Source organism: Planctomycetaceae bacterium, assembly GCA_021371795.1.
In the GTDB taxonomy this organism is placed as follows: Bacteria; Planctomycetota; Phycisphaerae; order Sedimentisphaerales; family UBA12454; genus UBA12454.
Genome location: JAJFVK010000010.1, coordinates 16,265 through 41,206, shown reverse-complemented (window position 1 = coordinate 41,206; position 24,942 = coordinate 16,265). Strand labels below are relative to the sequence as shown.

Here is a 24,942-nt window from a genome sequence, read left to right as displayed (position 1 = left end):
GGGCTTATTCGTCTGTATCGTTTTGAGGTAATATATGAAAAAAATCGCGATTTTATTAATATGCGTTATGTTTTTTGCAGGTTGCAGTACTTGGCGCGGGATTCCCAGCCACGGCGGCGGCAAACGTTTTGATGAAGAACAGCGGGTAGTCGCATCATCCATTCGGCAAGCGATAGCGGATATGAACGTCAGCGAACTGACCGGAATGAAAATTAACGTGGTTATCGACGCAATGGCACAAAACGGCGGCGGTCAGTTAAGTCTGCCGGGGCTTGATAATATTTCAGCCGGCTACAGTAATACCGAGACTGACGGCACAACCAATAATATATATAGCCGCAAAGGATGGGACGCAAGAGGGTCGATTTCAACACAAACAGACTTTAGGCCGACAGTTTTTGCCACTGACGGCGATTTAAAATATCTCGAGTCAGCGTTGAATATGAAACTGCTCCACTCCGGCATTATGTTCGCCGCAAAAAATCCGGATGCTGTTTTATATGTACTCGTCGATGTTCTCGGCACAAACCGCAGCAGAAACGATAGTTTTATTTGCTGGAAAGATAATCTTCGCGCAACGTGCGAACTTACATACTATGCTATTGAACCGAAGAGCAGCGGTATGTATTTTGCCGCAAGACGCGCCAGCGCAGAATCGACATACTTTGAAAAGAGTATTCTACTGTTTAATAATTACGCCAGCGGACGCTCCCTAAACACCATCACACCTACCTATATGCCTGTGGACGGCAATTATGTGAAGACACCTGTAAAAATCGTTTCGACCGCAGAACCCGGCCCTGTGGTTGAACCAAACAAACCGGAAAAAACGAAAGATACCGCAAGTCAGTTCGTAAAAATGAGAAAACGTCTTGAGCAAAAACTCGTCGAAGCAAACAGCTATATACAGGCTGGAAATCTCACCGCAGCGGAAAAAACAGTAAACGATATTCGCTCGGTTGACCCTGAATATCCGGGCTTGAACTCGGTTTATTCGAGATTAGAAGCGGCTAAAAACCAAGACCCAAACAGTAAATAAGACTTTATTGATCTTGTAATTGGTGCAATTTTAAAGTTGGACTTGAAATTTGCACGGTTATTATTATACTATATTGTATGATTACAAGAGCTATCACAAAAGAACTGTTGGTTTGCGCAAAAGAGTATCCAGCAGTAACAATTCTGGGACCAAGGCAGTCCGGCAAGACTACATTAGCCAGAATGACTTTCCCCGACTATAGTTACTGTTCTTTGGAAGACCCTGATACCCGTCAGCAGGCACAAGATGACCCGAGAGGATTGCTGGCAAATTTTAACAAAGGTGTGATTCTTGACGAAATCCAGAAAGTCCCACAGTTATTAAGCTATCTTCAGGGCATTATAGATGAAAAGCGAAAGCCGGGGCGTTTCATTTTAACAGGAAGCCATCAGCCGCAGGTACACAATATAATCAGTCAGTCTCTGGCGGGCAGAACGGCAATCCTTGAACTGTATCCACTTTCTTTTGACGAATTAAAACAATATAAAACAAAAATTGCCTCACCTTATGACTGGATAATCAAAGGCTGTTATCCCGGCCTGCACGAGAACAATTTACGACCGGGCAGATTTTTCAGCTCTTATGTTTCAACTTATGTGGAACGCGATATTCGCAGTTTAATCAACTTAACAGACCTTACACGTTTTGAAGAATTTTTGCGATTATTGGCCGGCCGAATCGGACAGCTTGTAAATTACAGCGCATTAGCCGCTGATGTCGGAGTGTCCTCAACAACGATAAAGAACTGGATATCCGTTCTTAAAGCATCATACATTCTTTTTGAATTACCGCCCTATTATGCAAATATCCGCAAACGAGTAACAAAATCATCTAAGATTTATTTCGTTGATGCCGGATTGGCCGCATGGCTGCTCGGTTTGAAAGAGGCAAATCAGGTGGAGCGAGACCCTCTCCGCGGCTCACTATATGAAAACCTGCTCATACTTGAAGTTGTCAAAAAGATACTTAATCAGGGACAGCAGCCAAATCTGCACTTTTTTAGAGATTCCAAAGGCAATGAGGTTGACCTTTTAATACAGGATACAAGGAGTTTTACCACCATCGAAATAAAATCAGGACAAACTTTTCAATCGGAATACATATCGGGCATTGAAAATTTCAAAAATACTATCTCGTCCAGTTTTAAGGTAAAATCACAGGTCTGGTACAATGGTCAAAAACAAACGATGTATAAAGACACCAAAATATGCAATCCCATACTCAACGGATTTAACTGGTAACTTTGAGGCTGCCATAAATAAAAAAAAATGGTTAGCCCGCAATCAAACGAGCTAACCATTTTTATCATAAATTTATTTTGCAAACCAATTTTTACGGCTTCAATTCCGGAAAAACGCTGTGCGGTTCAGTCTGATACCAGAACGCAACCGACGACAATTTATCTTCCAACGCCTGGTATAATCCTTTTTGTTTCCAGCCCAATGCCTGAATCGTAACTTTCAATTCTTTTTCAAATCTAATCGGGTCTGTGATGTGCCAGCGATACATACCAAATTTTACACCGGCGATTTCGCCATCGGCAAGAGATTTACCTTCCGGATAAATAATCTGATTCACACCGGCATAAGGCGTATTGAAAACTTTGTATTCTTTTTTCGTTGGGTCATCGACTCGCGGCCCTTCAAAATTATATGAGCCGCAGAAATAATCCTCTGTTCCTGTTCCGCAGATTGTCGGGAAATCCTTATCGCCGTCGAAATAAAATTTTATTTCGCCCTCGCCCCACCATCCGTTTCTCTTGGTTTCCCACGTCATATATGTTCCGACATACTGGCCTTTGCCTTTTACTCCGTCAACAATCGTGTAAACTTCCTTGAATGGCACAGCGTCCATTTTGCGGTACTGTGCGTGCAGATATGCTGCATCTTTAGATACTTTGCCCAATGCGTAATCAATCTGATAATACAGAGTCATTCTTTTTGGGCCGGTGTTTGTCATCGTAATTTTCGCGCTTTTGCGAAACAGCATCGACCAGTAACAATTAAAACCGCTGCCGGGATTTACGCAAACCGGTAATGATGAAAACGTCATATACTGCCCCAAACCAGTCGCAAAGAAATCGCCGACCGGACATTCGATAGAAGGTTTTTCTTCGCCGTCCCAGTAAAAGCGGATTATATTAAGATGATTGTCCCCTGTCGGCGTCATCCATATATGCTGAATCGCGCCAGAACCTTTAATATCTGCCATAACAAAAGTATTATTCGGCTCAATCCCGACATACGGATTAACTTTCCAGCCGGTGCCAAGTTCGCTTGAAGCATGAGCGGCAGTTCCTTTTTCCTGTGGAATAGCTGCACCGCTGCCTTTTTCGCCGGTGAAGTTTTCAGGACTGATAGAACGGCTTTGAGCATCTGATAGAAATGAAAGATTGCCAAGATTTGTATATAGACCGTTAAATTCTTCACCCATCGCAACGGCTCCGAAAACAAACATTATAAGGACTGTTAGACAATTTATGCGCAATAAACTCATCGGTATTCTCCCAAAAATATTTTATGCTATTGTTTCGCCCAGCTGCGCCATTATATCGTGCGCCTTGACAAGTCTGTTGCCGGCAACACTCTGCCAGTTGACCTGTGAGTTATTTTTTATCATATCCTCTACTTTTCGGCAAGCCAAAATTACCGTTGCGTGATTCTTGTTGCCCATCAGTCTGCCGATTTCCGGAAAAGACATATCGGTGTGTTTGCGTGCCAGATACATACTGAACGAACGCGCGGTACTGACGGTTCTGTCCTTCTTCGACGAATGAATGTCTGCGGGTGTGATACCAAAAAATGACGTTACCGCCGATTCGATATCGGAAAGATGAACAATCGGGTCTGTCCGTGAAATATGCTCGGCAAGAACCTGCCTTGCGTTTTCAAGCGTAATCTTTTCATTGCAAAGCGAAGAATACGCGATGAGTTTAAGAATCGCGCCTTCAATCTCTCTGATATTAACCCGAACATTCTCGGCAATGTACGCAACGACTTTTTCGTCGAGCTGCCTGTTCATCGAGGCGGCTTTCTGTGTGATGATTTTGCAGCGGGTTTTAAAATCCGGCGGCTCAATCTTGACGACCATACCGGATACGAACCTGTTGACTAAACTTTCGCAAAGCTGGCCAATCATTTTCGGATGGGCATCAGAAGCGAGCACAACTTTTTTGCCCGCCATATTAATCGTATTAAATGTATGCAGAAATTCTTCCTGCGTAGAAGGCTTGCTGGCCAGGAAGTGAATATCGTCTATTGCCAACAATTCCGTTTGCCGGTAGCGTCTCCTGAAAGCTTCCAGCTTTCGAGTCTTCAAGGCCAGCACAAACTGATTGGTAAAATCCTCCGCCGAAACATAAAGCCAGTTGGCAGTCGGCCTGGTTCGGCTCATCATATTGCATATCCCTTGCATCAGGTGAGTCTTGCCAAGTCCATATCCTCCGTGAATAAACAGCGGATTAAACGGACTTACGTCTTCAGATACTAAACTCATTGCCGCATTGTAGGCCAGTTGATTCGACGGTCCGACAACAAACGAATCCAACGTCATCTTCAACGGCCGCTCTGTCTGCTGCGGGCTGATTCTGCTTCGAGTAGTTTTGTTCTGTGCCTGCTGAACAAGCTCGGCCTGACTGTCGAGCTGCGTTGTTCGCTGATTGCCGCTCAATTCAGGCTCTATATTAAACGTTATCTTCTTGGCAGAACCGCACACTGCTTCAACCGCTGCGGTAATATCAGATAAAAAATGGCTCTCAATCCAGCTGCCAACGAACGGATTGGGCACACCAACCTTCAAATAATCGTCGGCAATCGTGAATCTGGTCGCATTCTTAAACCAGATGCGATGTTTCTGCTGACCTATCCTTTCAGCAAGAAACTGATTGATTGCACTTATCTCATCCGTGATTATGTTCTGCATTTTTTATTTTTTTCTTATTAAGTTTTAATAAAATCAAACGAGTAAATTCAAATTGTATGTAGAAATATAAGCCCCCCTATCAGCTAAATCAATGCCGTTCTTGTGAAAATCTTTTCCACTTTCAGCGAGTACTTAATTAATAAGGTGTTGCGCGAAATAATTTTTTATTGTGAACAGGTTATGCACATATCGAATTTAATTTTGTGGAAAAAATGTGGAAGAAAAACAGGCGAAAAACTTATTTTTCAGTATTAATAAACTATTTTTTACAAATGATTGCACAATATCCGCCATCGCAGCCAAAATTACCCACATTCGGCAGCACCAGGTTTTCCTTTTCAATTACAAACTCTTTATTTTCACTTACAAACACATTAACAATGCCGCTGTTTTCCTCTTTTAAAATACTGCACGTACTGTAACAGACTTTCCCGCCTTTGTTTACAAGCGATGCCGCAAACTTTAGAAGTTCCATCTGTGTTTTTGTTATTTCAGCAATATGTTTTTTGTTTAGTCTGTATCTTACTTCAGGTCTTTTAGCTAAAACACCTGTATTCGAACACGGAACATCGAGCAAAATCGCATCAGCGCCGCTTTTTTCATTCGCTTGTTTCAAAAATTCTTCATAACTCAATATTTTTACAGATGTTATTCCAAGTCTGCGAATATTTTCATCAATTTTTGTCAAACGCGAACTGTCTTTGTCCGTAGCGACTATAACGCCTTTATCGCCCATCAGTTCGGCGATATGTGTTGTCTTCGTTCCAGGCGCTGCGCAAATATCCAAAACTTTCCAGTCCGCCTGCGGATTCAAAACTGTTGCGACATAAGATGCTGTCAAATCCTGAATTGTGAAAAGACCGGCCTTGAAACTTTCAAGCTGTGCGATATTGCCGGACTTGTTCAATTTAATCATTTTATTCTGTTCGACCAATTCGCAATCAACTTCCTGCGATTTTAAAATATTTACCAATTCCTCCGCTGATGTTTTGAGAATGTTTGGTCGTGCGTAAACTGTCGGCCTGCGGTTTGAAGCAAAACAAATATTTTTTGCCTGTGAATAGCCGTATTGTGCGATAATCTCCTCAATAAACCATTTCGGCAGCGAAAAAGCCCCGCTTAAATATTCTGCCTGTTCTTTTTTCTCATCCGCAAGTATATCAATATTAAATTCACAGCCGATTTTCTCGCTAATAGGCAAAGTTTTTTTCGAATCGCACTTTTCCAGTTCCGCGTTTTTATTTTTTATAGATGAAACAATTTTCCGCAGAATCGCGTTTGTAAAGCCTGAAGATTTTTTCGATATCGCTTTTTTCGTAAGCTCAACCGCCTCATTCACGATTGCGTATTGTGCCTGTTCGGTAAAAATAAGTTCATAAGCCGCGATGCGCAGACAGTTTAAAATCTTCGGCTGAATATTTTTTAATGCTCTGCCGGAGCAGACTGCGATTAATTTATCTATAAATGTTAAATTTCTTATCGCACCCAGCGCAATATCCATCAAAGCCGCTCTGTTATCGGTTTTCCTGGAAATTTCGTCGATAAGCAGACTTGCGTTTTGCTGTTTGACATCGAATTTATTTAAAACTTCCCACGCCGCTCTGCGGGCAGAAATTTGAGAATCGCCCATTATTTATTTTCCTCTACTTGCGCGAAATAATCGCCTGCTTGGCCTGCTCTGCCGTTGAGAAATGATTTGAAGTCCATCAGTTTCCCGCCGTGTGGTTTCAGCTCGATAATTTTCAAACTCCCCTGTCCGCAATCAATATTAAACTGCGGATTAATTACGCCAACCTGCTCGTGCGTGGTTGTTTCATCGACAACCGCCGTTTTGGCAAATGTAACGGTAAATCTTTTGCCGTTCTTTGCGGAAACAAAATCAGCACTCGCACCCGGCCACGGCCATAATCCCCTGATTTTATTATGTATCGTTTTTGCCGGCAGATTGAAATCAATAATGCCGTCCGTTTTTTTCAGTTTCGGTGCCGCCGTTGCTTTTGTGTTGTCCTGCTTTGTATAAACCGCCGTGCCCGCTTCGATTTTATCTATGGTCTCAATCAATATCGGCGCTGCGATTGCCGCGAGTCTATCATGAATTACACCCGCTGAATCGTCATCATTGATTTTCAGCTTTGCCTGCGCGAGCATTTCGCCGGCGTCCATTTTCTGTGCAAGCGTGATAACCGTTACGCCTGTTTCTGTTTCGCCGTTGATTATCGCCCAGTTTATCGGCGCTGCGCCTCTGAATTTTGGCAGCAGTGAACCATGGACATTGATTGCGCCTTTGGCAGGTATCGAAATAACATCCGGACAAATCTTCTGGCCGAACGCGATGACGACAAGCAAATCAGGATTAAGTTTTTTCAGAAGTTCAACGCCCTGCTCGCAGTTAGCATCTTCAATCGCGGTGAAAGGAATATTATTTTGAGCAGCCCATTGTTCAACATCGTTTGCGCGGAGTTTTTTGCCTCTGCCGGCCTGTTTTTCCGGATGCGTTATGACGTGCAAAAGCTGATGATTCGACGCCTTAATGGCATTCAACGAATCAATTCCAAATCTTCCGCAACCGCAATAAACAATTTTCATTTGTTACCAAAAAAATTAAAACCACGAATAAACACTAATTAACACTAATAACTACTTTTTCTGCTCTATTGTTTGCATTTATAAGTATATGTACATTCATTTCTATTTTAGTATATTAAAAAATTAATTTTTGTGTTTATTCGTGTCAATTCGTGGTTAATTACGTTTCGTTCTGCTGTTCATAATCTTCACGAAGATGTTTGAGTTTTCGTTTCGCCGCGATTTTGGCAACTGTCGAGAACCTGTCGGCGATAACCGTGCCGTCGAGATGGTCGCACTCGTGCTGAAAAATTCTGGCAAGCTGACCTTGGGCTTCGATTGAAAATTCTTTGCCGTTCTCGTCAAGAGCTTTAAGAGAACATTGCGTATACCGTTTGACATTCCCCCAGACATCCGGCAGCGACAGACAGCCTTCTTCTTTGGCAACCAGCGAACCGGACAGTTCGATAACAGGATTGATATACACTTTGGCATTTTCCATTTTGCCGTCTTCGGAGGCGACAAAAATTCTTAAATTCACACCCGCCTGCGGCCCGGCAAGTCCAACGCCTTTGAATTCTACCATTATATCTTTCATCTTTTCGGCAAGCGCACGGATATTATCATCGACTTTTTCGATTAGTTGTGTCTTTTCCAAAAGCACCGGCGTCGGCCACCGTGTTATTTTACATTTATCAATGTCAACCATTATTAACCGCTCCTGTCGCCTGTATCATCAAATTCATCGCCCTTGAACGTATGACCAAGATAGCTTTTACGAACAAGTTCATTCTTTACAATGTCAGCCGGACAGCCCTCGGCAATCACTTTGCCATGGTCGATAATATACGCCTTGTCGGAAACTTCGAGAGTTCGTTCGACATTATGGTCTGTAATAAGGATGCTAACGCCTGACGCGACGAGTCGTTTAATTTCGCTCTGCAATTCTTCAACCGCAATCGGGTCAACGCCGCTGAAAGGTTCATCGAGCAGAATCAGCGATGGATTTGTTACCATCGCGCGTGCGATTTCAAGTTTTCTGCGTTCGCCGCCGGAGAGGAATCTTGCGTGGCTATTGGCGACTTCATCAAGCGAAAATCTGTGAATAAGTTCTTCCGCCCTGCGTTTTCGCTCGGTGGCTGTCAGCGTCATAGTCTCAAGAATCGCAAGCAGATTATCGCGAACGCTCAACCGCTGAAAAACGCTCGGCTCCTGTGAAAGATAACCCATCCCAAGCCGGGCGCGTTTGTACATCGGCATATTCGTTACATCAGTGCCCTCGAAAACAACCGAACCTTCGTTAGGTATAATCATACCCATACACATTCGGAACGTAGTTGTCTTGCCGGCTCCGTTTCTGCCGAGCAATCCGATTATGCTCCGCTGCTCAACCGTTATCGAAACCTGATTGACAACGGTTCTGCCGGAATATTTCTTTATCAAACTATTCGTTTCAAGAAGAATCATTTCTGCTCCATATCACAACCCAATTCATATATAAAGGGTTGACTATTTATAATTTAACGTTTTAATATACCCTTTTGACGTCTAATAGTCCAGTTTAAAGGTTTTTGATTTTAAAGGATGGAAAAAAATGAAAAAAACGCTAATTGTATCACTTCTGTTGTCCGCAATTCTTTTAGCAGCCCAAACTGCCCTTTGCGTAGTGCCTGCTGCCGCTCCTGAAGCAAATCAGCCTGCAAAACCAGAGCTTCCAAAGGATGCCAACTATGTCGTAGCGACTTTCAACGACCAAAATCTGACTTTAAAACAGGTTCGCTTCTTCGCTCCAGAGGCCGATTTCGATACCGTTAAAAACATCGCTGATTTCTGGATCAATACACAGATTATTTATGAAGACGCGGTGAAAAAAGCCGTCGATAAAGACGCAAAAACAAAACTTATGGCCGACATCGCTTTCAAAAAAGCAATCGCGTCCGCTTATATCGAGCAGGTTCAAAAAGATGTTAATGTCAGCGATGAAAAGATAAAAAAATATTACGAAGAGAACAAGGAAACCGACCCGCGTCTGAAAGAGCCGGCTTATTTGAGTTTTTCGCACATAACAACCGAAACACAGGAACAGGCACAGGCCGTTCGTGATAGAATTGATAAAGGCGAAGAGATTAACGAACTGGCAAAGACTTTATCAATTGCAAGCGACGCGAAAAAAGGCGGCAAAGCGGCCAAATTCAGAGAAGAAACCGTTCGTCAGCGTTACGGACAGGAAGTTTTAGATGCGTTTGGCACCAGCACTGAAGGCCAAATCATCGGCCCAATTAAAAATAAGGATGGAAAATATGAAGTTATTCGTCACGAAGGCAAACGAGCCGCGAAAGTAATTGAATTCGACAAGGTAAAAGACCAGATTAAATCGACTCTTGAAGGTCAGGAAAAGAAAAACGCAGTTGAAAATATGATAAAAAAACTTCGCCAAGACGCCAAAGACAAAATCAAACTGAACGGCGTATTCGGCGAAACTAAAACAGATGAAAAATAAAAAAATTCTGAAAAATAATGGCATTTAGCTGTTGACAGAATTTTTTAACGGCGTTAGCATATAGTTGTGCAATTTAAAAGGTTGCTTTAACGAACCCCAAAAGGGCTCATCCACAAGGCAGCCTTTTTTTATTTCCCAATTTTTTAAGCCACCGTTTCAAATACGCCTTTGCTTTCAGCAGATTCATTTCTTTCGATGTATTTTCACCGACGCTAAGCGCCTCGATAGTATCGAGTACGATTTGCGGTTTGCCGACATTTAAATAAACCTGCAATACGTCTTTAACAAGCTTATAATTCGTCGGCTCAAGCTCAAGTGCGTAATCGAGGAATTGCTGTGCATCTTCCATTTCTCCGCGAGCAGCCAGTACTTTGCCGAGATTATAATAATTCTTCGCGTTTACAGGTTCTATTTCTGAAACTCTTAAAAAGCAATGTGTAGCGTAATCGCCCTGACCGAGTTCGTCCATCATTACGCCCATAGCGTGCAAAACTTCAGGTCTGTGAACGTCAAGTTCAAGCTCGGCTGACAAAAGTGCAAATGCCTTCTCCTTGTCGCCTGTTTGGTGCGCGACTTGAGCGAGCCGGAATTTCGGCCCGGCCATATTTGTATCGTATTTCATAGCCTGCTGATAATATTCCACCGCTTCTTTTTGTCTGCCTGCGTTCAATTCTATTTCGCCGAGATAAAACAACGCCGGCGCATTCTGCGGATATATCTCAAGTATTCTGCGGAATTTTTCCGCTGCCGATGCCGTATCGCCGCAGCTTAAAAGAAACAAACCAAAATCGAAAATCACATCTCTATCGCCGGGGCTTTTTCGCAGCTCAAGAAGAAAATATTCTTTCGCCTGTTCTTTTTGTCCCAGATTCCATAATCCCTGCGCGATATGATAATTTATCTGCGGATGATTCGGCTCAATCGCAACCGTTCTCTGCCAGCACCAGACGGCTTTTTTGAAATTCCCCTGAATGAAAAATGAATTGCCGATATTGTAAAAACAAAGCGGACAGGAATCGTTTATCTGCTGGGCGAGATAGAACATCTGCTCTGCCATTTCATAATTGCCCATCTCGGTGTAAGTGATTATGCGATTGCAGTAGCCCGGCTCAAATTCAGGGTCTGTTTTTTCAATCTGATTAAAAACGTCCAGAGCCATATCGTATTGGCCGGTTCGCGTGAAATCAACAGCAAGGCAATTAAGAATTTCGATATCGCCGGAATTCAACGCCAGCGCGGATTTGTATTCATCGATTGCTTCCTCGAATCTTTCCATCGCGTCGAGCGTGAGCGCTTTATTGAAATGCCATCTGTCATTAGTGGGATTTATATCCAGAGCCTCATCCATAGCGGTAAGAGCTTCGTTCATCTTGCCGTCTTCATAAAGCTCGAAGGCCTGCATTGCCTTTTGTTCTGCCTGATCCCAGGAGTTGCCTTCTTCGTTTTGTTCAAATCCGCTGTCAAAATTCATAATCACACCAGGCTCAATTTAACATTTCCGATAATCCGCGGGTAACATTCTTTAACATAGGACATTACGGTTTTTATCGCGGAAGTTTCTTACCCTTAAGGGTATCTATCCCTGAAAATAAATTATCCAGATTGAAATCGGCATAAAAATAAAGATGGTTAATATATAATTATGCTCCTTTTAATGCTAAAAAACACTACTAACAAAACCACTACAACTACCTGCAAGATAAACACTTATAAAAATTTTAAATCTTAAATCTTAAATTTTAAATCTTCTAACCGTGCTTTTTCTGGAAAAAATAGCATTTAGGTCTTATAATGCTTTGCTTTAGGGAATAGATTCTGTATCCTAACCCCTATATATTATAAGGAGTTGAATATGATAAAACAGATACAAGGCCAGCTTGCTGCCGGCACAGCAAAGTATGCGATAGTTGTCAGCCGATTCAACGAGTTTATAACATCCAAACTTTTGGGCGGTGCAATTGATTCGCTTCAAAGACACGGCGCACAGGACGAACAGATTACAGTCGTCTGGGTTCCGGGCGCGATTGAGATAACACCAGTCGCAAAGAAACTCGCTGCCGGCGGAAAGTACAACGCAGTAATTTGCCTTGGCGCAGTAATTCGCGGCCAGACAGGCCATTATGATTATGTCTGCCAGCAGGTAAGCCGCGGCGTCGGCCAGATAAATTACGAAACCGGTATTCCGACAATCTTCGGCGTACTGACCTGCGACACCATCGAGCAGGCAATTGAACGGGCCGGCACTAAATCCGGCAACGCGGGAGCAAGTGCTGCCGCCAGTGCGATGGAAATGGTTAGCGTGCTCTGTCAAATATGATAGCGTAAAAATTTAATAAAGATTAAGCATAACGGACTTATATGGCATCAACTGATAGAAGAACGATGGCAAGAGAGCTTGCGATGCAGGCAATCTGCCAAATGGATGTACAGGGCGAATCAGCCATGGGAATACTCGGCAGATTTTTCGCTGAAAACGCCGAAGACCCTGAAGTCCGCAAACTCGCTGAAAAATGGTCGACCGGCGTTTGGCAATCGATGGCCGAATGCGATGCCCTTATCTCGGTTGCGGCCGTCAAATGGGAGCTTTCGAGACTGAATCAGGTTGACAGAAGCATCCTGCGTCTCGGAGCGTACCAGTTAAAATATTGCCCGGATATTCCGGAAAAAGTGGTTATTAACGAAGCGATAGAATTAGCGAAAAAATACAGCGCCGAATCCTCACCTGCATTTGTCAATGGTGTTATGGACGCGATTTTCAAAAAGATTAAAACGGAATCACAAAACAAATGCGAAAAATAGCAATGCTCAATCAAAAAGGCGGGGTAGGCAAAACCACATCGGTGGTCAATGTTGCCGCCGCGCTGGCGCAAAGCGGCGCAAAAGTCGTCGTCGCCGATTTCGACCCGCAGGCACATTTAACTATCCATCTTGGCGTCGAGCCGGACAGCGTCCAATCGGGCGTATATGAAGTATTGACAAATTCAGCGGATTTCGACCAGTCTCTAATCGAAGTCAGGCCGAATCTTTTCTTGCTCGGAGCTAATATTAATCTTGTCGGCGCGGAAAGCGAATTAATCAGCGTCGTAGGCCGTGAGATTATTTTCCGTGAGGCTGTTTCAAAATCGCAGCACAATTTCGATTTTATGATTATCGATTGCCCGCCGTCGCTAAGTTTGCTAACGCTCAATGCGCTTGCCGCCTGCGATGAAGTCATTATCCCCTTGCAGCCGCATTTCCTCGCATTACAGGGACTTGGCAAACTTCTGCAAACCGTTTCGCTTGTCAGCAAACGAATCAATCCGCAACTGAAAGTCAGCGGCGTTTTATTCTGTATGTTCGACCAAAGAGTCTCGCTCTCTGAAGAAGTAAAAAACGATATCGACAAATTTTTCGAAAACGCCAGAGGCACCGATTGCCCCTGGAGCAAAGCGGAAGTCATTCCCGTTTTTGTGCGGAGAAATATCAAACTTGCCGAAGCGCCGAGCTATGGCAAAACGGTTTTCGAATACGAACCGGAATGTAACGGCTCGAAAGATTATCAGCAAATCGCTGAATTTATGTTAAGAGGTTCATTGCCCAAACAGCAGGCAGTTCAGCCGCATAGTTACCAGCCGACACCGTTGCAGCAGATTCAGCCGCCGATACAAATCCAGCCTATACCGCCATCGCCTGTTCAGCAGCAGCAGCAGTTCCAGCCGGACGAGATAACTGGCGCATAGGTGCAGAATGAGTCGAACGCTTAGATTTTTCTGTCCGGAAATAAACAAAAACACTGTCTTAACAGACTCGCAGTTTCATCATCTGACAAAAGTTTTAAGACTTCAAAACGGTGCCGCCGTTGAATTATTTAACGGCAAAGGCACACTTGCCAAAGCTCTTATCAATAAAATCGAAAAACATCAGGCCGGCGTTATTCTTTTAGACACACAGACTTTTCCAAAACCAGACAATCGCAGAATCATCATCGCGCCGAGCATAGCCAAAGGCGAACGCTTTGATTTACTTGTCGCCAAATGCACAGAATTAGGCGTTGATGCGATTATACCGACTTTATACGATAGAACGGTGAAGCAGACAATTCAGCCAAAACGGCTCAATATGATAGCGATAGAATCGTCCAAGCAGTGCCGCAGATTATTTCTGCCGACGATTGATGAGCCGGCAATTCTTCCGCAGACAATTGAAAAACTGAAAAAGGATTATCCGAACGCAAAGTTTATTTTTGGTTCTCTATCGCAAGGCTCGATATCGATTATGAATTTTGATGCGGGTGAAAATGATTGCGTTGCGTTCATCGGCCCTGAAGGCGGCCTGACGGATGACGAAGAAAAAATGCTGAAAAGTTTTAACGCTCAACCGGTAAGTCTAACAAATACGGTTTTACGAATCGAAACCGCCGCGATTGCCGCCGCTTCTATATTAGCAATCAAAAGAAGCAAATAAACATCTCTACTGCCTATTGGCTATTGATTTCAAAAACGCCAGTTCTTTTTCGTCCAGCGGTTCTTTTTGAAGTTTTTCGACTTTATTTATTGTCTCTTCAAGGCTAAAGTTTCCGGATTTGAGCATCCAGACAGCCGCGAAGTATGAAACCCTGTTTCTTCCCGTGCTGTCGTGTAAAAGTACCGGCCTGTTGGTCTTGTCGCTCATTATATCCAGAAATTCGCGACAGGCTTCATTATCAGGGATTTCGTCAACGGATATTTTTTTATAAACAGGCATCTCGAAATATTTCACCCCGTTGCTTTTCATCCATTCCACTTCTTCGCTATGCCAATTATCTTCACGGTGTTCGCCAACAATCCGCAAATTGACAAACGTCGCAATATGATACTTATACAGAAGTCTGGTATAATCCATCCCTCGCGGCTGACCGCTGGTATAGAGAATACCATTGTCAATAACATTGAAATTCTTTATATGAAAATGTTTTACTAAACCTGTAATCGCAAAAACAATTACTGCTATCCATAACCAGAAAAATATCGGGTTTTTCTTTTTCATTTTTTATAATCCTTTTTTGCCGTAAACTTCTCTTACAGCGTAAATTTTTCTGCTCGTCGCCTCGAAATAAACTCTGCTTATCATTTCGCCGAGCAATCCTGTTGAAACAAAAATCATACCGACCAGCATCAGCATAATTCCCGCCGCCGCTATCGGTTCGTGCGCAACTTTTATCGGCACGCCATAATAAAATTTATCGAACAGAACATAAGCAAAAATCAAAAACGCCGTCGTAACACAATAAAACGCGCCTTTACCGAAAAAGTGCAGCGGCTTGGTTATATATCCGAGGATAAACCGCAGCGTAATCAGGTCGAACGCGACACGAAACGTTCGTGATATGCCGTAGTTGCTTTTACCCGCCGGCCGTTCAACATTTTTAATCGGTATTTCAATTATTCTCGCACCGCTCGATGAAACCAGAGCAGGTATAAATCTGTGCATTTCGCCGTAGAGTTTCAAATCCTGCACAATCTGTCGCCGATAGGCTTTAAACGTTGTGCCGAAATCGTGAATATTAACGCCGCTGATTTTCGCCGCCAGCCAGTTCGCCGCCTTACTGGGAATCTTCCGCATCACAAGATTATCGATTCTTTTCTCGCGCCATCCGCTGACGACATCATAGCCTGCGTTTATTTGCTCGATAAAATTCGGTATCTCTTCCGGCAGATGCTGCAGGTCGCCGTCCATACTGATAATGACCTCGCCGCGTGCGAAATCGAACCCCGCCGCAAGCGCAGGCGTTTGCCCAAAATTGCGCCGCAACTCGACAACGACAACATTTCCATCTTTGCCCGCGATTTCTTTTAGTTTCGCAAGAGTACCGTCACTGCTGCCGTCATCGACAAGCACAAGCTCGTAACTTTCCCGCGTCTGATGCATTACCTTCGTCAGCCGCGCGTGAAGTTCTTCGACAACCGCCTGTTCGTTGAACAGCGGCACTACAATCGAATATATAATTTTCATTCCAGACATTTTATTTTCCGTCTATATTTCCAAAATTTACAAGTTCAATATTCGCGTCTTTCAGCAGTTGCCTTGTCGCTCCGCAGAGCCATCGCAGCTCAACCTGACGCTCTTTAACTAACCGCGTATTTACCAGCCCTTCCGGATAACCCGGATGAGTCATTACTTCCGCTGTGCCTGCATATTCTACTGCCGCAAGTTCAGACCAGAAATTATTATCGATTCTGCCCGTATGAGCAAGCCCAAAAAAAATATCCGTTTTGATAAATCTTGAATCGACATTCCGGCAATGATTCGCCATATTGCGAACCAGAAACGCGCGAAACTTGTCTTTCGACGTCGTCTGCGGCCAATAATGACTGCAAACCGTCGCAGGCTCCCACGGCCAGCGAATCGCGATAATGTTATATTTTTCCGCCAGTCGGCAGACAATTTTATACACCTGCGCAAAGCAGTGAAAATGTTTGTGCGAATCTAAATGTGTTGGTTTGATTCCGCTTTTGATTACTTTTTCGATTTGCGCGGACAGTTCAACTTCAATCGCTTCAAGAATCTTTTTTTCGAAAAACGCTTTCACCACCAGTTTACTGGGGCTGTATTTAAATTTCCCGTCATCGCCTGTCAGAATCTTAACCCTTGCATCCTGCGATACCGGCGTTCCCTCTACTACATTCAAATGCACGCCAACGCCAAGCCCCGGCAGCATTTTAGACATTTCGACCGCCTCATCAAAGCCCGGCATACCAGCCATAATAGTCGTACTTGTGAGCACACCATAACTATGAGCCTCGAAGATTGCCTTATTAACACCTTCGCAAAGCCCGAAATCATCTGCATTTATAATCATTTTCCTGGTCATTGCGGAAAGTTTACGCACAAAATCACCGCTGGTCAATCAAAAAGAAAGGCTTTGGTTGCCATCAATCCTTTAAGTGTCTGTTTTTATCTAAATTGAAATTTATGTTTTTTGTTGCAAAAGTAGCCAGTTTGGCGAAAATGTACCGGAAGTAATATGGTTTTTATCCTTCATAGATATATTTTTCGTGAATTATTTAAGATTTTCATTCTTACATCACTCGCTCTTGGTGTAATGATGAGTCTGGGCAGTATTCTGCGCCCGATTCAGGAATATGGCGTCGGCCCAAGGCAAGTCTTTGATTTGCTTTGTTATTTTTTGCCTGTAACGATGACGTTCGTTTTGCCGGTTGCCGCCCTGTTTGCGACAACTCTTGTTTACGGCAGATTCGCAGCCGACAATGAATTTGACGCTTGCAGGTCAAGCGGTATCAGTCCTTCAATGCTTTTTTATCCTGCGATTATTCTGGCGATTATAATTTCCATCGCGAATCTGTTATTAAGTTTTCACGTTGTGCCTGCATATGTCCAGCGTGCTGAAGCCGCGGTTAAGGCCGACATAAAACAAATTCTTTTCCGAAATATTCAACGTCAGGGGTATTACAGTATGCCCGGCGGAAGATTCCGAATTTACGCTGACGCAGCCGATTTAAAAAATTCCGCACTGCTGGGCGTAATCATCGTTGATGACAACCCTAAAAGAGAGAAGAAACTCATCACCGCTGAAGCCGCAACGGTTAATTTTGAAAGCACTCCGAAAAAGAACGAAGTAAAAATATTTGCTAAGAATGCTTATCAGGTCGATTCGCTCGGTGGAGTTTTTTTTAAGGCGGTCTCGATACTCGGAGAATTCGGCAATCTTTTATCAGATGACGTCAAGTTCAGAAAAATCGAGCAGATAAACGCTATTAAGCTTTCGCCGATTACATATCCGCCAATCGCAGAATGCGCATATAATGCTTATGAGCAGTTGACTATCGAACTGCTGAACAATGAAATAAACTCCGCTCTGGAAGCAGGCCAGACATACCAGTTGAGCAGCGACAATGTCGTTATCCGTTTCAAAGCGGAACAAAGCGTATTGAACCAGAAGAACGGAACAATAGAACTGCTCGGCAAAGCGGAGCTTTACGAATACAACAAAAGCACCGACGAGCTGGAAAAGAATTTCCACGGCGAAAAAATTGTGCTTCAGCTTTCCAGCGAAACTGAAACGCGACCCAGCAAAAAAATACTTCTCATTTTCCCGAATGCCGTATGGATTGATCGCGGCGTGGAATTTATCAAGCCGCGTTATTCTGCAAAAAACCTTTCTCTGCCGGATGCAATTGCCGCAAAACTCGGCGAAGATGTAATGGCAACGGCAAACGAACATAAATTTCTTGATAAGCCTTCGCCGAAACTTGATGCCTTAATCAAGGAAATGAACCGCAAGACCAGTGTAACCTTTCTTGAAATAAAGGCCGAAATTCATTCGCGTCTTGTCTTCGGCATCGGCTGCATAACGCTGATTCTCATCGGCACAGAGCTTGGCATTCGTTTCCGCGGCGGCCATTTGCTCACCGCTTTCGGCATCAGTTCGATTCCCGCGGCCGCGCTGCTTATCTTTATTATGATGGGCAAAAACATTACAAAAAATCAGCACTCGACCGCCGGCGCCGATATGGGTATTATACTTATGTGGTCAGGCCTGGCGCTGCTGACAATTATATCCCTTATGCTTTACAGGAAATTACTAAAGAGCTAAATATAAAATAGTCAGGCCGACAGGCCTTGCCTTAATTTTGATTTTTACATTTTGATATTTGATTTTAGTTAATGAAGATACTTGATAAATATGTCGCGAAGAACTTTCTCACAGGATATTTAATTTCCTTTTGTGTGCTGATGGGGCTCCGCATAATGATAGACCTTTTTGTCAACGTTGACGAGTTCACAGAAAACGCGGAAATTTCAACTGCGCAGGTTTTGGGTAATATCGCGGTATATTACGGCAGGAACAGCTTTTTGTATTTTCGTGATTTCGCAGGAATGATTACGGTCGTGGCCTCGGTATTTTCGCTGGGCAAAATGACAAAGCACAACGAGCTTACCGCGATTATGGCCTCCGGCGTAAGTCTCAAGCGAGTCATCGCTCCTATTCTGCTGTTATCTCTGTGCTTTACAGGATTGCACATTATTGACGAGGAATTTTTGATTCCTCCAATGGCCGACAAACTCGTCCGTTCGCACGACTCATCCACCAAAGAGTTGTATTATGATATGTGGTTCCTTAACGACAGTCATGGCAATTTATTCTGTTCACCGCAGTATAATGTCACCGAAGAAACAATCCTTAATCCCACAATTATTACGCGAAAGCAAAAAGAAAAGGGCACGCTGCTCTGGGATGTTACGGGAATTATAAAAGCTGATTCGGCGAGTTATAACGAGAAAGCGAAAGAATGGATTCTGAAAAACGGAATGCTGCTGACAATATCGGACAAACCGTCGGACAAATCTAATCAGCCGATACAATCCTGCCCCAGCGATTTGGTTCCAAAAGACATTCCAGTCCGCCGGCAATCGACGCACATGGATTTATTAAGCTCGTATGATTTGATGCGGCTTGCCAAACAGAATCCCAAGGATATGCCAAGACTTTACGCGCAGAAAAATTTCCGGTTGACAGACCCGATAATAAACTTCATTATGCTTATGATTTCACTGCCTCTGTTGGTATGCAGAGACCCCAAGGGACTCAAGTCCGCGGTATTTGTAAGTTTTGGATTGACATCGCTTTGTTACATACTTACTTTTATAAGTAAAGTTTTCGCTGCGGACATTACCATCGCAGGCAGGGTTATGCCTGAATTATGGGCTTGGCTGCCCATCTTTATTTTCGTTCCGATAGCATTCATTGAACTCGATTCGATGAAAACATAATAAGCCGCAGAAGACACAGTTCACAGAGAAAAAATATATACAAAAATAAATCTCTGTGTTCTCTGTGAGTTCTGTGGCTAAAGTAATAGTTAATACTCTGTGGCATTAGGACAATAATATAATGACAAACTTCAAGATTGAACCGGCAGAAAGAATTAAAAGACTGCCGCCTTATTTATTCGGCAGACTTAACGCGCTCAAGCTGGCAAAGAGACAGCAGCAGATAGATGTTATAGATTTGGGAATGGGCAATCCGTCCGACCCTACGCCGAAGGTTATCGTTGATAAACTTTGCGAAGCCGCACAGGACCCGCGTAACCATCGATACTCTGTCAGTCGCGGCATTTATAATTTAAGAAAAGAAGTCGCGGTCAAGTACGCCAAAAATTACGGCGTCGAACTCGACCCGAACAAGGAAGTGCTCGCCTGCATCGGCAGCAAGGAAGGCTTCAGTCATTTGTGCCTTGCGATGCTCGGCCCCGGCGACACCGCCATTGTCTGCGACCCTGCATTCCCGATTCACATTTACGCCGTCGCGCTTGCCGGCGCAAACGTTGTTACCGTTCCGCTTGGCAATACGACTGATTCTCTGAAAAACATCAAAGACGTTTGTGAAAAACTTTATCCGCGTCCGAAGATGATGATTCTGAATTTCCCGCACAATCCGACAGCTATGACTGTCGATGATTTGAGCTATTTCGAAAATGTTGTGGACATCGCCAAAAAATTGCACATCGCCGTCATTCACGATTTCGCTTACGGCGATACTTGCTTTGATGGTTATAAGGCACCGAGTTTCCTTTCCGTCAAGGGCTCAAAAGACGTCGGCGTGGAATTTTCTACGATGAGCAAGGCGTTCAATATGGCCGGCTGGCGTATGGGTTTTGCCGTTGGCAATCCGACAATGATTGAAGCATTGGCAACGATAAAGGGATATTACGATTACGGCATTTTCCAGGCTGCACAAATCGCCGGAATTATCGCGATGCGAAACTGTGAAAACGATGTCGTCGAGCAAAATAAAAAATATGCGTTCCGAAGAGATGTTGTTTGCGATTGCCTGAATCGGCTCGGCTGGCAGGTTGAAAAACCGAGAGCCTCGATGTTCGTATGGGCAAAAATTGCTGAAGAACATTTAAAAGGCAAAGGCTCTATTGATTTCGCGAATGACCTTCTTGAAAACGCTAATGTCGTAATGTCGCCCGGCCGTGCTTTCGGTGAACATGGCGAAGGTTACGTAAGAATTGCGCTTGTCGAGAACGAAAACCGTCTCCGTCAGGCGTTTAGAAACATAAAAAAATACGTTTCAAAATAATAAAAATGTTTATTCCTAACTTCAACATTTCGCTTCCGTCCTGGCTTATGAATTATTTCGCCGGTGAAAAAATCATCCTGCCGAATATGAAAGACAGAATGAAACTTGTAATTGAACTATCCGAGCGGAACATAAAAGAGAAAACCGGCGGCCCGTTTGCCGCTGCCGTTTTCGATGACAAAGGCACACTCATCGCCCCCGGCGTTAATCTTGTTGAATCGGCGAATTGTTCGATTTTACACGCTGAAATGGTCGCACTGGTACTGGCTCAAAAAATATTAAATCGTTTCGATTTAAGCAACGGCGGAAAATTAAAATATGAACTCGTCGCGTCAACCGAACCGTGCGCTATGTGTTATGGTGCGATACCATGGTCAGGAATTAGTTCTCTAATTTGCGGCGCGAGCGACCATGACGCCAGAAGTATTGGTTTCGATGAAGGGCCAAAATTAAAGAACTGGATTGAGGAGCTTCAAAAGCGAAGCATCGCCGTCCAATGTGATGTCCTGCGCAACCAGGCCGCCGCAGTTCTGAAAACGTATTCCACACTCGGCGGTAAAATTTACAATCCAGGAAAATAACTGCAAACATTATTTCATTAAATTTCCTCGGCCATTAGGCCGAATCAGCAATTTTGATTTTTACTTGCCGCCCTCGTATTCTTCTATCATTTTTTTAACATCCATACTATTAACGTCTGTCAACGGCTTGATATCGGATTTTTCTAAAATGCCGTCAGCCATTAAATTTGCGATACTCGGCTCTTCGCCGCTCATCGTTACCCACAGTATATGATGATAAACGCCGGGCAGCGATTTTGGCGGCCGGCCTGCACCTGAAGTACTCATCACAATGTAGTCCGAGTTGTTCCGCCGATAATACGAGTTGATATGCTCGTGTCCCGCGATAACAGTATGCTGTCTTTTCTTCAGGATGCCTTCGAGCTTGACCCAGTTCGCCGGCGGCTGGGTCTGCTTCCACACAGGCTTGTGCATTGCCACAAACGTCCAGCGGACATTGTTATTGTCGGCCAATACTTTGTTAAAGAAATCGAATTGAGCGTCTGATATTTTCGCACCGCTCAAGTTGCGATGCTTGTCTTTATACTGCTGCAGTTTCATCAGACCCTGCGGCGTAATCCCCTGCGTCTTGCCCATTTCTTTTAACTGCTGTTTTTCTTCGTTCAGTTCTTTTGAAATCTGCGGGTCCATTTTCGCAGACGGGTCATCGGTATTAAGGAACAGGAACAGAACATTTTTATAAATTGAGTAATAGTATGCGCGGCCGAAACGTTTCTGATAAATTTCAGCAGCCATATCGTTTGTTATATCGTGATTGCCGGCAACTTTTAAGAAAGGCACGTTGAGCTTTTTGATAAGCGAATCGTATTCATCCCACATTTTATATATTTTATTGGGGTCCTCGTTGTAACCCTGAATATTATCGCCGACGCTGACAACAAAGGCCGGACACATTAGATTTACTTTATTTATTACCTGTGCGAACACACTTTTTTCTTCTCCGCCATTCCTGTCGCCCATTATTGCAAAGTGAAAATCGTTGGGACTATCGACTGCCTGAATTTTTATTTCGCCTGGTTCTGCGGCAGAATATGTGGAAACATTGATTGACAGGATTGCGAACAGAATTGAGATGCAAAATAACGATTTGGCTTTCATCATTTTTCCCTTAAAAAATAAATAACCGTTACCTTTTAAGTCAAAAAACAACGCAAGTCAATGCTTTATATTTGGAAATGACATAATAAAAAAGGGCGATTTTTTAAGTCGCCCCTTTCACAAGGTCGTATAGAAATATTTTATTACAGATTTGCTTTTAAGTAGCTCATCGAGAAGTTTTTGCCCGGACACTCTGTTTTTGTGCTATGGCCCGGCGTAGTATTATGGCCATAAATTCGGCTTGCCGGCACATCATATCGTTTTGCGAGGAATCGCACGAGTTTTAAAAGTGAAGACATTTGACTGCTTGACGGTCTTGTTTTATTGAAGTTGCCAATCAGACAAATTCCGATAGCTTTTTCGTTTGCCCAGTTGGATGAATCTGTTTTGCAGTGAGCGCCGGTCTTCTGCCCTGTCCAGCGGAAAGTCGAATCAACTTCACCGTTGCCGCAGCCCGAGCCGTTACCGATAATGAAATCATATCCAATTCCATCCCAGCCGTTGTTATTGCGATGATAGTCATCTATTGACGCGACATTACCTGTGTCTGTCGCCGAGTGATGAATGACTATTGCTTTCCAGCTTCTCTCTACATTGGAAGGTGGTGCCCAGGGCGAAGACGCTGTTGATTTATCGCTCTTGCCGCTTTCCACCTTGTAAGGACTGCTGTAAGTTTTTGTCGTGGTTGAAGGTTTGTATGTGCTGTAAGACCTTCTATAACTTGAATAATCGTGTCTCAATGTAGGAACAGAACCGGTGATTTGCGGGGTATAGGAATCTTCTTCCGCACAGCCTGCAAACATTACCGTTATCGTCGGCACATAGGCCGCCACTATGAATATCAATATTTTTTTAAACACTAAAGTGCTCCACCTGAAAAAAATTGTTATAAGCTGACATCGGCACAACCCACAAATCGCTTTACCTTATTTCCCCTTGTTTTGGAAGTTTGCCGTTTATTTTCGTCATAGTGATGGAATTGCCGCTTTGGTTGTATTCAATCGAATCCATATAGGACTTTATCAGTAATACACCCCTTCCCCCTGTCTTGTATATATTTTCGCCGGCTCTTGGGTCGGCGACATCGCCGGGTTCAAAGCCCCCGCCCTCGTCCGTAACGGTAATACGGATTTTTTCAGGCGTAATGTCATACTCTATTGTAACGTTCTTACTGCAATCGGCTCTGTTGCCGTGTTTAACGGCATTAACGACCGCTTCTTCCAGCGACAGATGAACAGCGAAAGTATCATCGTCCGAATAACCAAGCTGTTTGGCACTGCAGAGGATTTGGGAGCATGTCCGGCGAAGCTCTGACATTATGCCTTTTAGAACGATTTTTTCATGACTACTGGTTTTTAATGACATAGATATATGGTTATCGACAAAAACAAAAGATGTCATTATCAGCCGTTGAGGCTGGACGATTATTTCAGACTGCTCATCGCTTTTTTCGCGTCTTCGTAGATATCGAATATTTCATCGAGTCTGGTTATTTTGAAGATTTCAAAAATGCGTGCGCCGATGCCGCAGAGTCGCAATTTGCCTTTTTGCTCTGTCGCTTTTTTGCTTACTCGGATTAAAAGACCGAGCACTGCACTGGAAAGGAAGCGAACATTGCTGAAGTCGATTATAAGCGTTACAGGCCCATCGACCAGCGGTATTATTGATTCCTCAAGCGCCTTGACGTCTTCATCTTCGAGGATTTTCTCATCGGTGATGGTAATAACAGTCGCGTCCTGTGCGTAGTAAATACTTATGCGAGGTTTTACATCTTCCATAACACTTGTTACTCCAAAAAAATGTCAGTTAACTAATCGTAGGCAAAAAACATTCAAAAGTCAAGCAAAGACAGCCGGTTTCCCAAATTTTGAGGTTATACAAACGGCCTTAAATAACTGCGGTCTTGATTCGCGGCTTAGCGAAGCTGGCATAATGATTTGCAAACCGTTCAAAGCGATATTAAAAAATGCCTGTGGTATCAGAATATTTATATTTCTTCAAAAAAAACTCTTGAAAGGATTAAACTTTTTTGGTACAAGAAAGCCGGTTTATTTACCGTTTTTATTGGTTTCCTTGTTTTATTGGGTTTTCAGCAGTCTTATACGGCTTTTTCATATATTCGCAACTACTTGTCAAATAAGGACTTAAAAAATATCCAGGGAAACTTTGAACT

Annotated in this window: 25 protein-coding genes; 11 read left to right on the top strand and 14 right to left on the bottom strand. The window is 43.5% G+C overall.

The window, feature by feature from the left end; all coding sequences use genetic code 11:
• The first annotated feature begins 34 nt into the window (after window positions 1-34).
• Both LLF92_05110 and LLF92_05105 read left to right on the top strand, forming a co-directional pair.
• Window positions 35-1,039: a hypothetical protein gene (locus LLF92_05110; GenBank protein ID MCE5340491.1), complete on the top strand. Its 1,005-nt coding sequence runs from the start codon at window positions 35-37 to the stop codon at window positions 1,037-1,039.
• Window positions 1,040-1,116: 77 nt separating this feature from the next.
• Complete coding sequence (locus LLF92_05105) at window positions 1,117-2,280, top strand: ATP-binding protein (protein MCE5340490.1); 1,164 nt, start codon at window positions 1,117-1,119, stop codon at window positions 2,278-2,280.
• A gap of 91 nt (window positions 2,281-2,371) precedes the next feature.
• On the opposite strand, the gene LLF92_05100 is transcribed toward LLF92_05105, so the two are convergent.
• From LLF92_05100 to lptB, 6 genes are all read right to left on the bottom strand, one after another.
• On the bottom strand, window positions 2,372-3,535 hold the full coding sequence (locus LLF92_05100; GenBank protein MCE5340489.1) for a DUF2961 domain-containing protein: 1,164 nt from the start codon (window positions 3,533-3,535) through the stop codon (window positions 2,372-2,374).
• A gap of 21 nt (window positions 3,536-3,556) precedes the next feature.
• Window positions 3,557-4,960: a chromosomal replication initiator protein DnaA gene (gene dnaA, locus LLF92_05095; GenBank protein MCE5340488.1), complete on the bottom strand. Its 1,404-nt coding sequence runs from the start codon at window positions 4,958-4,960 to the stop codon at window positions 3,557-3,559.
• Between the two features lie 259 nt (window positions 4,961-5,219).
• The gene (locus LLF92_05090; protein ID MCE5340487.1) at window positions 5,220-6,590 is read right to left on the bottom strand and encodes a hypothetical protein; all 1,371 of its coding nucleotides are present in this window, start codon (window positions 6,588-6,590) and stop codon (window positions 5,220-5,222) included.
• Window positions 6,590-7,546, bottom strand: coding sequence for a methionyl-tRNA formyltransferase (gene fmt / locus LLF92_05085; GenBank protein MCE5340486.1), 957 nt, complete (start codon window positions 7,544-7,546; stop codon window positions 6,590-6,592). The genes LLF92_05090 and fmt overlap by 1 nt, the downstream gene beginning before the upstream one ends.
• A 160-nt stretch (window positions 7,547-7,706) precedes the next feature.
• The gene (gene def, locus LLF92_05080; GenBank protein MCE5340485.1) at window positions 7,707-8,234 is read right to left on the bottom strand and encodes a peptide deformylase; all 528 of its coding nucleotides are present in this window, start codon (window positions 8,232-8,234) and stop codon (window positions 7,707-7,709) included.
• Between the two features lie 2 nt (window positions 8,235-8,236).
• Window positions 8,237-8,992, bottom strand: a complete 756-nt coding sequence (gene lptB, locus LLF92_05075; GenBank protein MCE5340484.1) for an LPS export ABC transporter ATP-binding protein — start codon at window positions 8,990-8,992, stop codon at window positions 8,237-8,239.
• Window positions 8,993-9,119: 127 nt separating this feature from the next.
• Here lptB and LLF92_05070 point away from each other — a divergent pair, with 127 nt between their 5' ends.
• A complete protein-coding gene (locus LLF92_05070) occupies window positions 9,120-10,025 on the top strand; it encodes a peptidyl-prolyl cis-trans isomerase (protein MCE5340483.1) in 906 nt (301 codons plus the stop codon).
• A 106-nt stretch (window positions 10,026-10,131) separates the two neighbouring features.
• Here LLF92_05070 and LLF92_05065 read toward each other — a convergent pair whose 3' ends face one another.
• Complete coding sequence (locus LLF92_05065) at window positions 10,132-11,496, bottom strand: tetratricopeptide repeat protein (GenBank protein MCE5340482.1); 1,365 nt, start codon at window positions 11,494-11,496, stop codon at window positions 10,132-10,134.
• A 381-nt stretch (window positions 11,497-11,877) separates the two neighbouring features.
• On the opposite strand from LLF92_05065, the gene ribE reads away from it, so the two are divergent.
• From ribE to LLF92_05045, 4 genes are read left to right on the top strand one after another with little or no spacing between them, the layout of a single operon-like run.
• Window positions 11,878-12,342 (top strand): 6,7-dimethyl-8-ribityllumazine synthase, encoded by a 465-nt coding sequence (ribE, locus tag LLF92_05060; protein MCE5340481.1) that lies wholly within the window; start codon window positions 11,878-11,880, stop codon window positions 12,340-12,342.
• Window positions 12,343-12,383: 41 nt separating this feature from the next.
• Window positions 12,384-12,824, top strand: a complete 441-nt coding sequence (nusB, locus tag LLF92_05055) for a transcription antitermination factor NusB (GenBank protein MCE5340480.1) — start codon at window positions 12,384-12,386, stop codon at window positions 12,822-12,824.
• The gene (locus tag LLF92_05050; protein MCE5340479.1) at window positions 12,812-13,744 is read left to right on the top strand and encodes an AAA family ATPase; all 933 of its coding nucleotides are present in this window, start codon (window positions 12,812-12,814) and stop codon (window positions 13,742-13,744) included. The genes nusB and LLF92_05050 overlap by 13 nt, the downstream gene beginning before the upstream one ends.
• A gap of 7 nt (window positions 13,745-13,751) precedes the next feature.
• Window positions 13,752-14,468: a 16S rRNA (uracil(1498)-N(3))-methyltransferase gene (locus tag LLF92_05045; protein MCE5340478.1), complete on the top strand. Its 717-nt coding sequence runs from the start codon at window positions 13,752-13,754 to the stop codon at window positions 14,466-14,468.
• Between the two features lie 6 nt (window positions 14,469-14,474).
• Here LLF92_05045 and LLF92_05040 read toward each other — a convergent pair whose 3' ends face one another.
• The 3 genes from LLF92_05040 to LLF92_05030 are packed head-to-tail and all read right to left on the bottom strand — an operon-like array spanning window position 14,475 to window position 16,842.
• The gene (locus LLF92_05040; protein ID MCE5340477.1) at window positions 14,475-15,029 is read right to left on the bottom strand and encodes a hypothetical protein; all 555 of its coding nucleotides are present in this window, start codon (window positions 15,027-15,029) and stop codon (window positions 14,475-14,477) included.
• A 3-nt stretch (window positions 15,030-15,032) separates the two neighbouring features.
• A complete protein-coding gene (locus LLF92_05035) occupies window positions 15,033-16,004 on the bottom strand; it encodes a glycosyltransferase family 2 protein (GenBank protein ID MCE5340476.1) in 972 nt (323 codons plus the stop codon).
• Window position 16,005: 1 nt separating this feature from the next.
• Window positions 16,006-16,842 carry a ChbG/HpnK family deacetylase gene (locus tag LLF92_05030; GenBank protein MCE5340475.1) on the bottom strand — a complete coding sequence of 279 codons (837 nt, stop codon included), beginning with the start codon at window positions 16,840-16,842 and terminating at the stop codon, window positions 16,006-16,008.
• Between the two features lie 165 nt (window positions 16,843-17,007).
• On the opposite strand from LLF92_05030, the gene LLF92_05025 reads away from it, so the two are divergent.
• The 4 genes from LLF92_05025 to LLF92_05010 all read left to right on the top strand — a co-directional run bounded on the left by LLF92_05025 (window position 17,008) and on the right by LLF92_05010 (window position 21,671).
• Window positions 17,008-18,597, top strand: coding sequence for an LptF/LptG family permease (locus LLF92_05025; protein ID MCE5340474.1), 1,590 nt, complete (start codon window positions 17,008-17,010; stop codon window positions 18,595-18,597).
• 71 nt (window positions 18,598-18,668) lie between these two features.
• Window positions 18,669-19,775 carry an LptF/LptG family permease gene (locus tag LLF92_05020; protein MCE5340473.1) on the top strand — a complete coding sequence of 369 codons (1,107 nt, stop codon included), beginning with the start codon at window positions 18,669-18,671 and terminating at the stop codon, window positions 19,773-19,775.
• Window positions 19,776-19,896: 121 nt separating this feature from the next.
• A complete protein-coding gene (locus tag LLF92_05015) occupies window positions 19,897-21,090 on the top strand; it encodes an aminotransferase class I/II-fold pyridoxal phosphate-dependent enzyme (GenBank protein MCE5340472.1) in 1,194 nt (397 codons plus the stop codon).
• Between the two features lie 5 nt (window positions 21,091-21,095).
• On the top strand, window positions 21,096-21,671 hold the full coding sequence (locus tag LLF92_05010) for a nucleoside deaminase (GenBank protein ID MCE5340471.1): 576 nt from the start codon (window positions 21,096-21,098) through the stop codon (window positions 21,669-21,671).
• Between the two features lie 60 nt (window positions 21,672-21,731).
• Here LLF92_05010 and LLF92_05005 read toward each other — a convergent pair whose 3' ends face one another.
• From LLF92_05005 to LLF92_04990, 4 genes are all read right to left on the bottom strand, one after another.
• Window positions 21,732-22,772 carry a metallophosphoesterase gene (locus LLF92_05005; GenBank protein ID MCE5340470.1) on the bottom strand — a complete coding sequence of 347 codons (1,041 nt, stop codon included), beginning with the start codon at window positions 22,770-22,772 and terminating at the stop codon, window positions 21,732-21,734.
• 140 nt (window positions 22,773-22,912) lie between these two features.
• Complete coding sequence (locus LLF92_05000; GenBank protein ID MCE5340469.1) at window positions 22,913-23,629, bottom strand: peptidoglycan recognition protein family protein; 717 nt, start codon at window positions 23,627-23,629, stop codon at window positions 22,913-22,915.
• Between the two features lie 61 nt (window positions 23,630-23,690).
• Entirely contained in the window at window positions 23,691-24,170 is a 480-nt protein-coding gene (locus tag LLF92_04995) for an ATP-binding protein (GenBank protein ID MCE5340468.1), read from the bottom strand.
• Window positions 24,171-24,193: 23 nt separating this feature from the next.
• Complete coding sequence (locus LLF92_04990; protein ID MCE5340467.1) at window positions 24,194-24,547, bottom strand: STAS domain-containing protein; 354 nt, start codon at window positions 24,545-24,547, stop codon at window positions 24,194-24,196.
• Window positions 24,548-24,942: the final 395 nt, after the last annotated feature.

What these genes read in the sequence shown, in the direction of transcription:
- LLF92_05110 (MCE5340491.1), top strand. Translation starts at nt 35, where the DNA reads ATGAAAAAAATCGCGATTTTATTAATATGCGTTATGTTTTTTGCAGGT.
- LLF92_05105 (MCE5340490.1), top strand. Translation starts at nt 1,117, where the DNA reads ATGATTACAAGAGCTATCACAAAAGAACTGTTGGTTTGCGCAAAAGAG.
- LLF92_05100 (MCE5340489.1), bottom strand. Translation starts at nt 3,535, where the DNA reads ATGAGTTTATTGCGCATAAATTGTCTAACAGTCCTTATAATGTTTGTT.
- dnaA (MCE5340488.1), bottom strand. Translation starts at nt 4,960, where the DNA reads ATGCAGAACATAATCACGGATGAGATAAGTGCAATCAATCAGTTTCTT.
- LLF92_05090 (MCE5340487.1), bottom strand. Translation starts at nt 6,590, where the DNA reads ATGGGCGATTCTCAAATTTCTGCCCGCAGAGCGGCGTGGGAAGTTTTA.
- fmt (MCE5340486.1), bottom strand. Translation starts at nt 7,546, where the DNA reads ATGAAAATTGTTTATTGCGGTTGCGGAAGATTTGGAATTGATTCGTTG.
- def (MCE5340485.1), bottom strand. Translation starts at nt 8,234, where the DNA reads ATGGTTGACATTGATAAATGTAAAATAACACGGTGGCCGACGCCGGTG.
- lptB (MCE5340484.1), bottom strand. Translation starts at nt 8,992, where the DNA reads ATGATTCTTCTTGAAACGAATAGTTTGATAAAGAAATATTCCGGCAGA.
- LLF92_05070 (MCE5340483.1), top strand. Translation starts at nt 9,120, where the DNA reads ATGAAAAAAACGCTAATTGTATCACTTCTGTTGTCCGCAATTCTTTTA.
- LLF92_05065 (MCE5340482.1), bottom strand. Translation starts at nt 11,496, where the DNA reads ATGAATTTTGACAGCGGATTTGAACAAAACGAAGAAGGCAACTCCTGG.
- ribE (MCE5340481.1), top strand. Translation starts at nt 11,878, where the DNA reads ATGATAAAACAGATACAAGGCCAGCTTGCTGCCGGCACAGCAAAGTAT.
- nusB (MCE5340480.1), top strand. Translation starts at nt 12,384, where the DNA reads ATGGCATCAACTGATAGAAGAACGATGGCAAGAGAGCTTGCGATGCAG.
- LLF92_05050 (MCE5340479.1), top strand. Translation starts at nt 12,812, where the DNA reads ATGCGAAAAATAGCAATGCTCAATCAAAAAGGCGGGGTAGGCAAAACC.
- LLF92_05045 (MCE5340478.1), top strand. Translation starts at nt 13,752, where the DNA reads ATGAGTCGAACGCTTAGATTTTTCTGTCCGGAAATAAACAAAAACACT.
- LLF92_05040 (MCE5340477.1), bottom strand. Translation starts at nt 15,029, where the DNA reads ATGAAAAAGAAAAACCCGATATTTTTCTGGTTATGGATAGCAGTAATT.
- LLF92_05035 (MCE5340476.1), bottom strand. Translation starts at nt 16,004, where the DNA reads ATGTCTGGAATGAAAATTATATATTCGATTGTAGTGCCGCTGTTCAAC.
- LLF92_05030 (MCE5340475.1), bottom strand. Translation starts at nt 16,842, where the DNA reads ATGATTATAAATGCAGATGATTTCGGGCTTTGCGAAGGTGTTAATAAG.
- LLF92_05025 (MCE5340474.1), top strand. Translation starts at nt 17,008, where the DNA reads ATGGTTTTTATCCTTCATAGATATATTTTTCGTGAATTATTTAAGATT.
- LLF92_05020 (MCE5340473.1), top strand. Translation starts at nt 18,669, where the DNA reads ATGAAGATACTTGATAAATATGTCGCGAAGAACTTTCTCACAGGATAT.
- LLF92_05015 (MCE5340472.1), top strand. Translation starts at nt 19,897, where the DNA reads ATGACAAACTTCAAGATTGAACCGGCAGAAAGAATTAAAAGACTGCCG.
- LLF92_05010 (MCE5340471.1), top strand. Translation starts at nt 21,096, where the DNA reads ATGTTTATTCCTAACTTCAACATTTCGCTTCCGTCCTGGCTTATGAAT.
- LLF92_05005 (MCE5340470.1), bottom strand. Translation starts at nt 22,772, where the DNA reads ATGATGAAAGCCAAATCGTTATTTTGCATCTCAATTCTGTTCGCAATC.
- LLF92_04995 (MCE5340468.1), bottom strand. Translation starts at nt 24,170, where the DNA reads ATGACATCTTTTGTTTTTGTCGATAACCATATATCTATGTCATTAAAA.
- LLF92_04990 (MCE5340467.1), bottom strand. Translation starts at nt 24,547, where the DNA reads ATGGAAGATGTAAAACCTCGCATAAGTATTTACTACGCACAGGACGCG.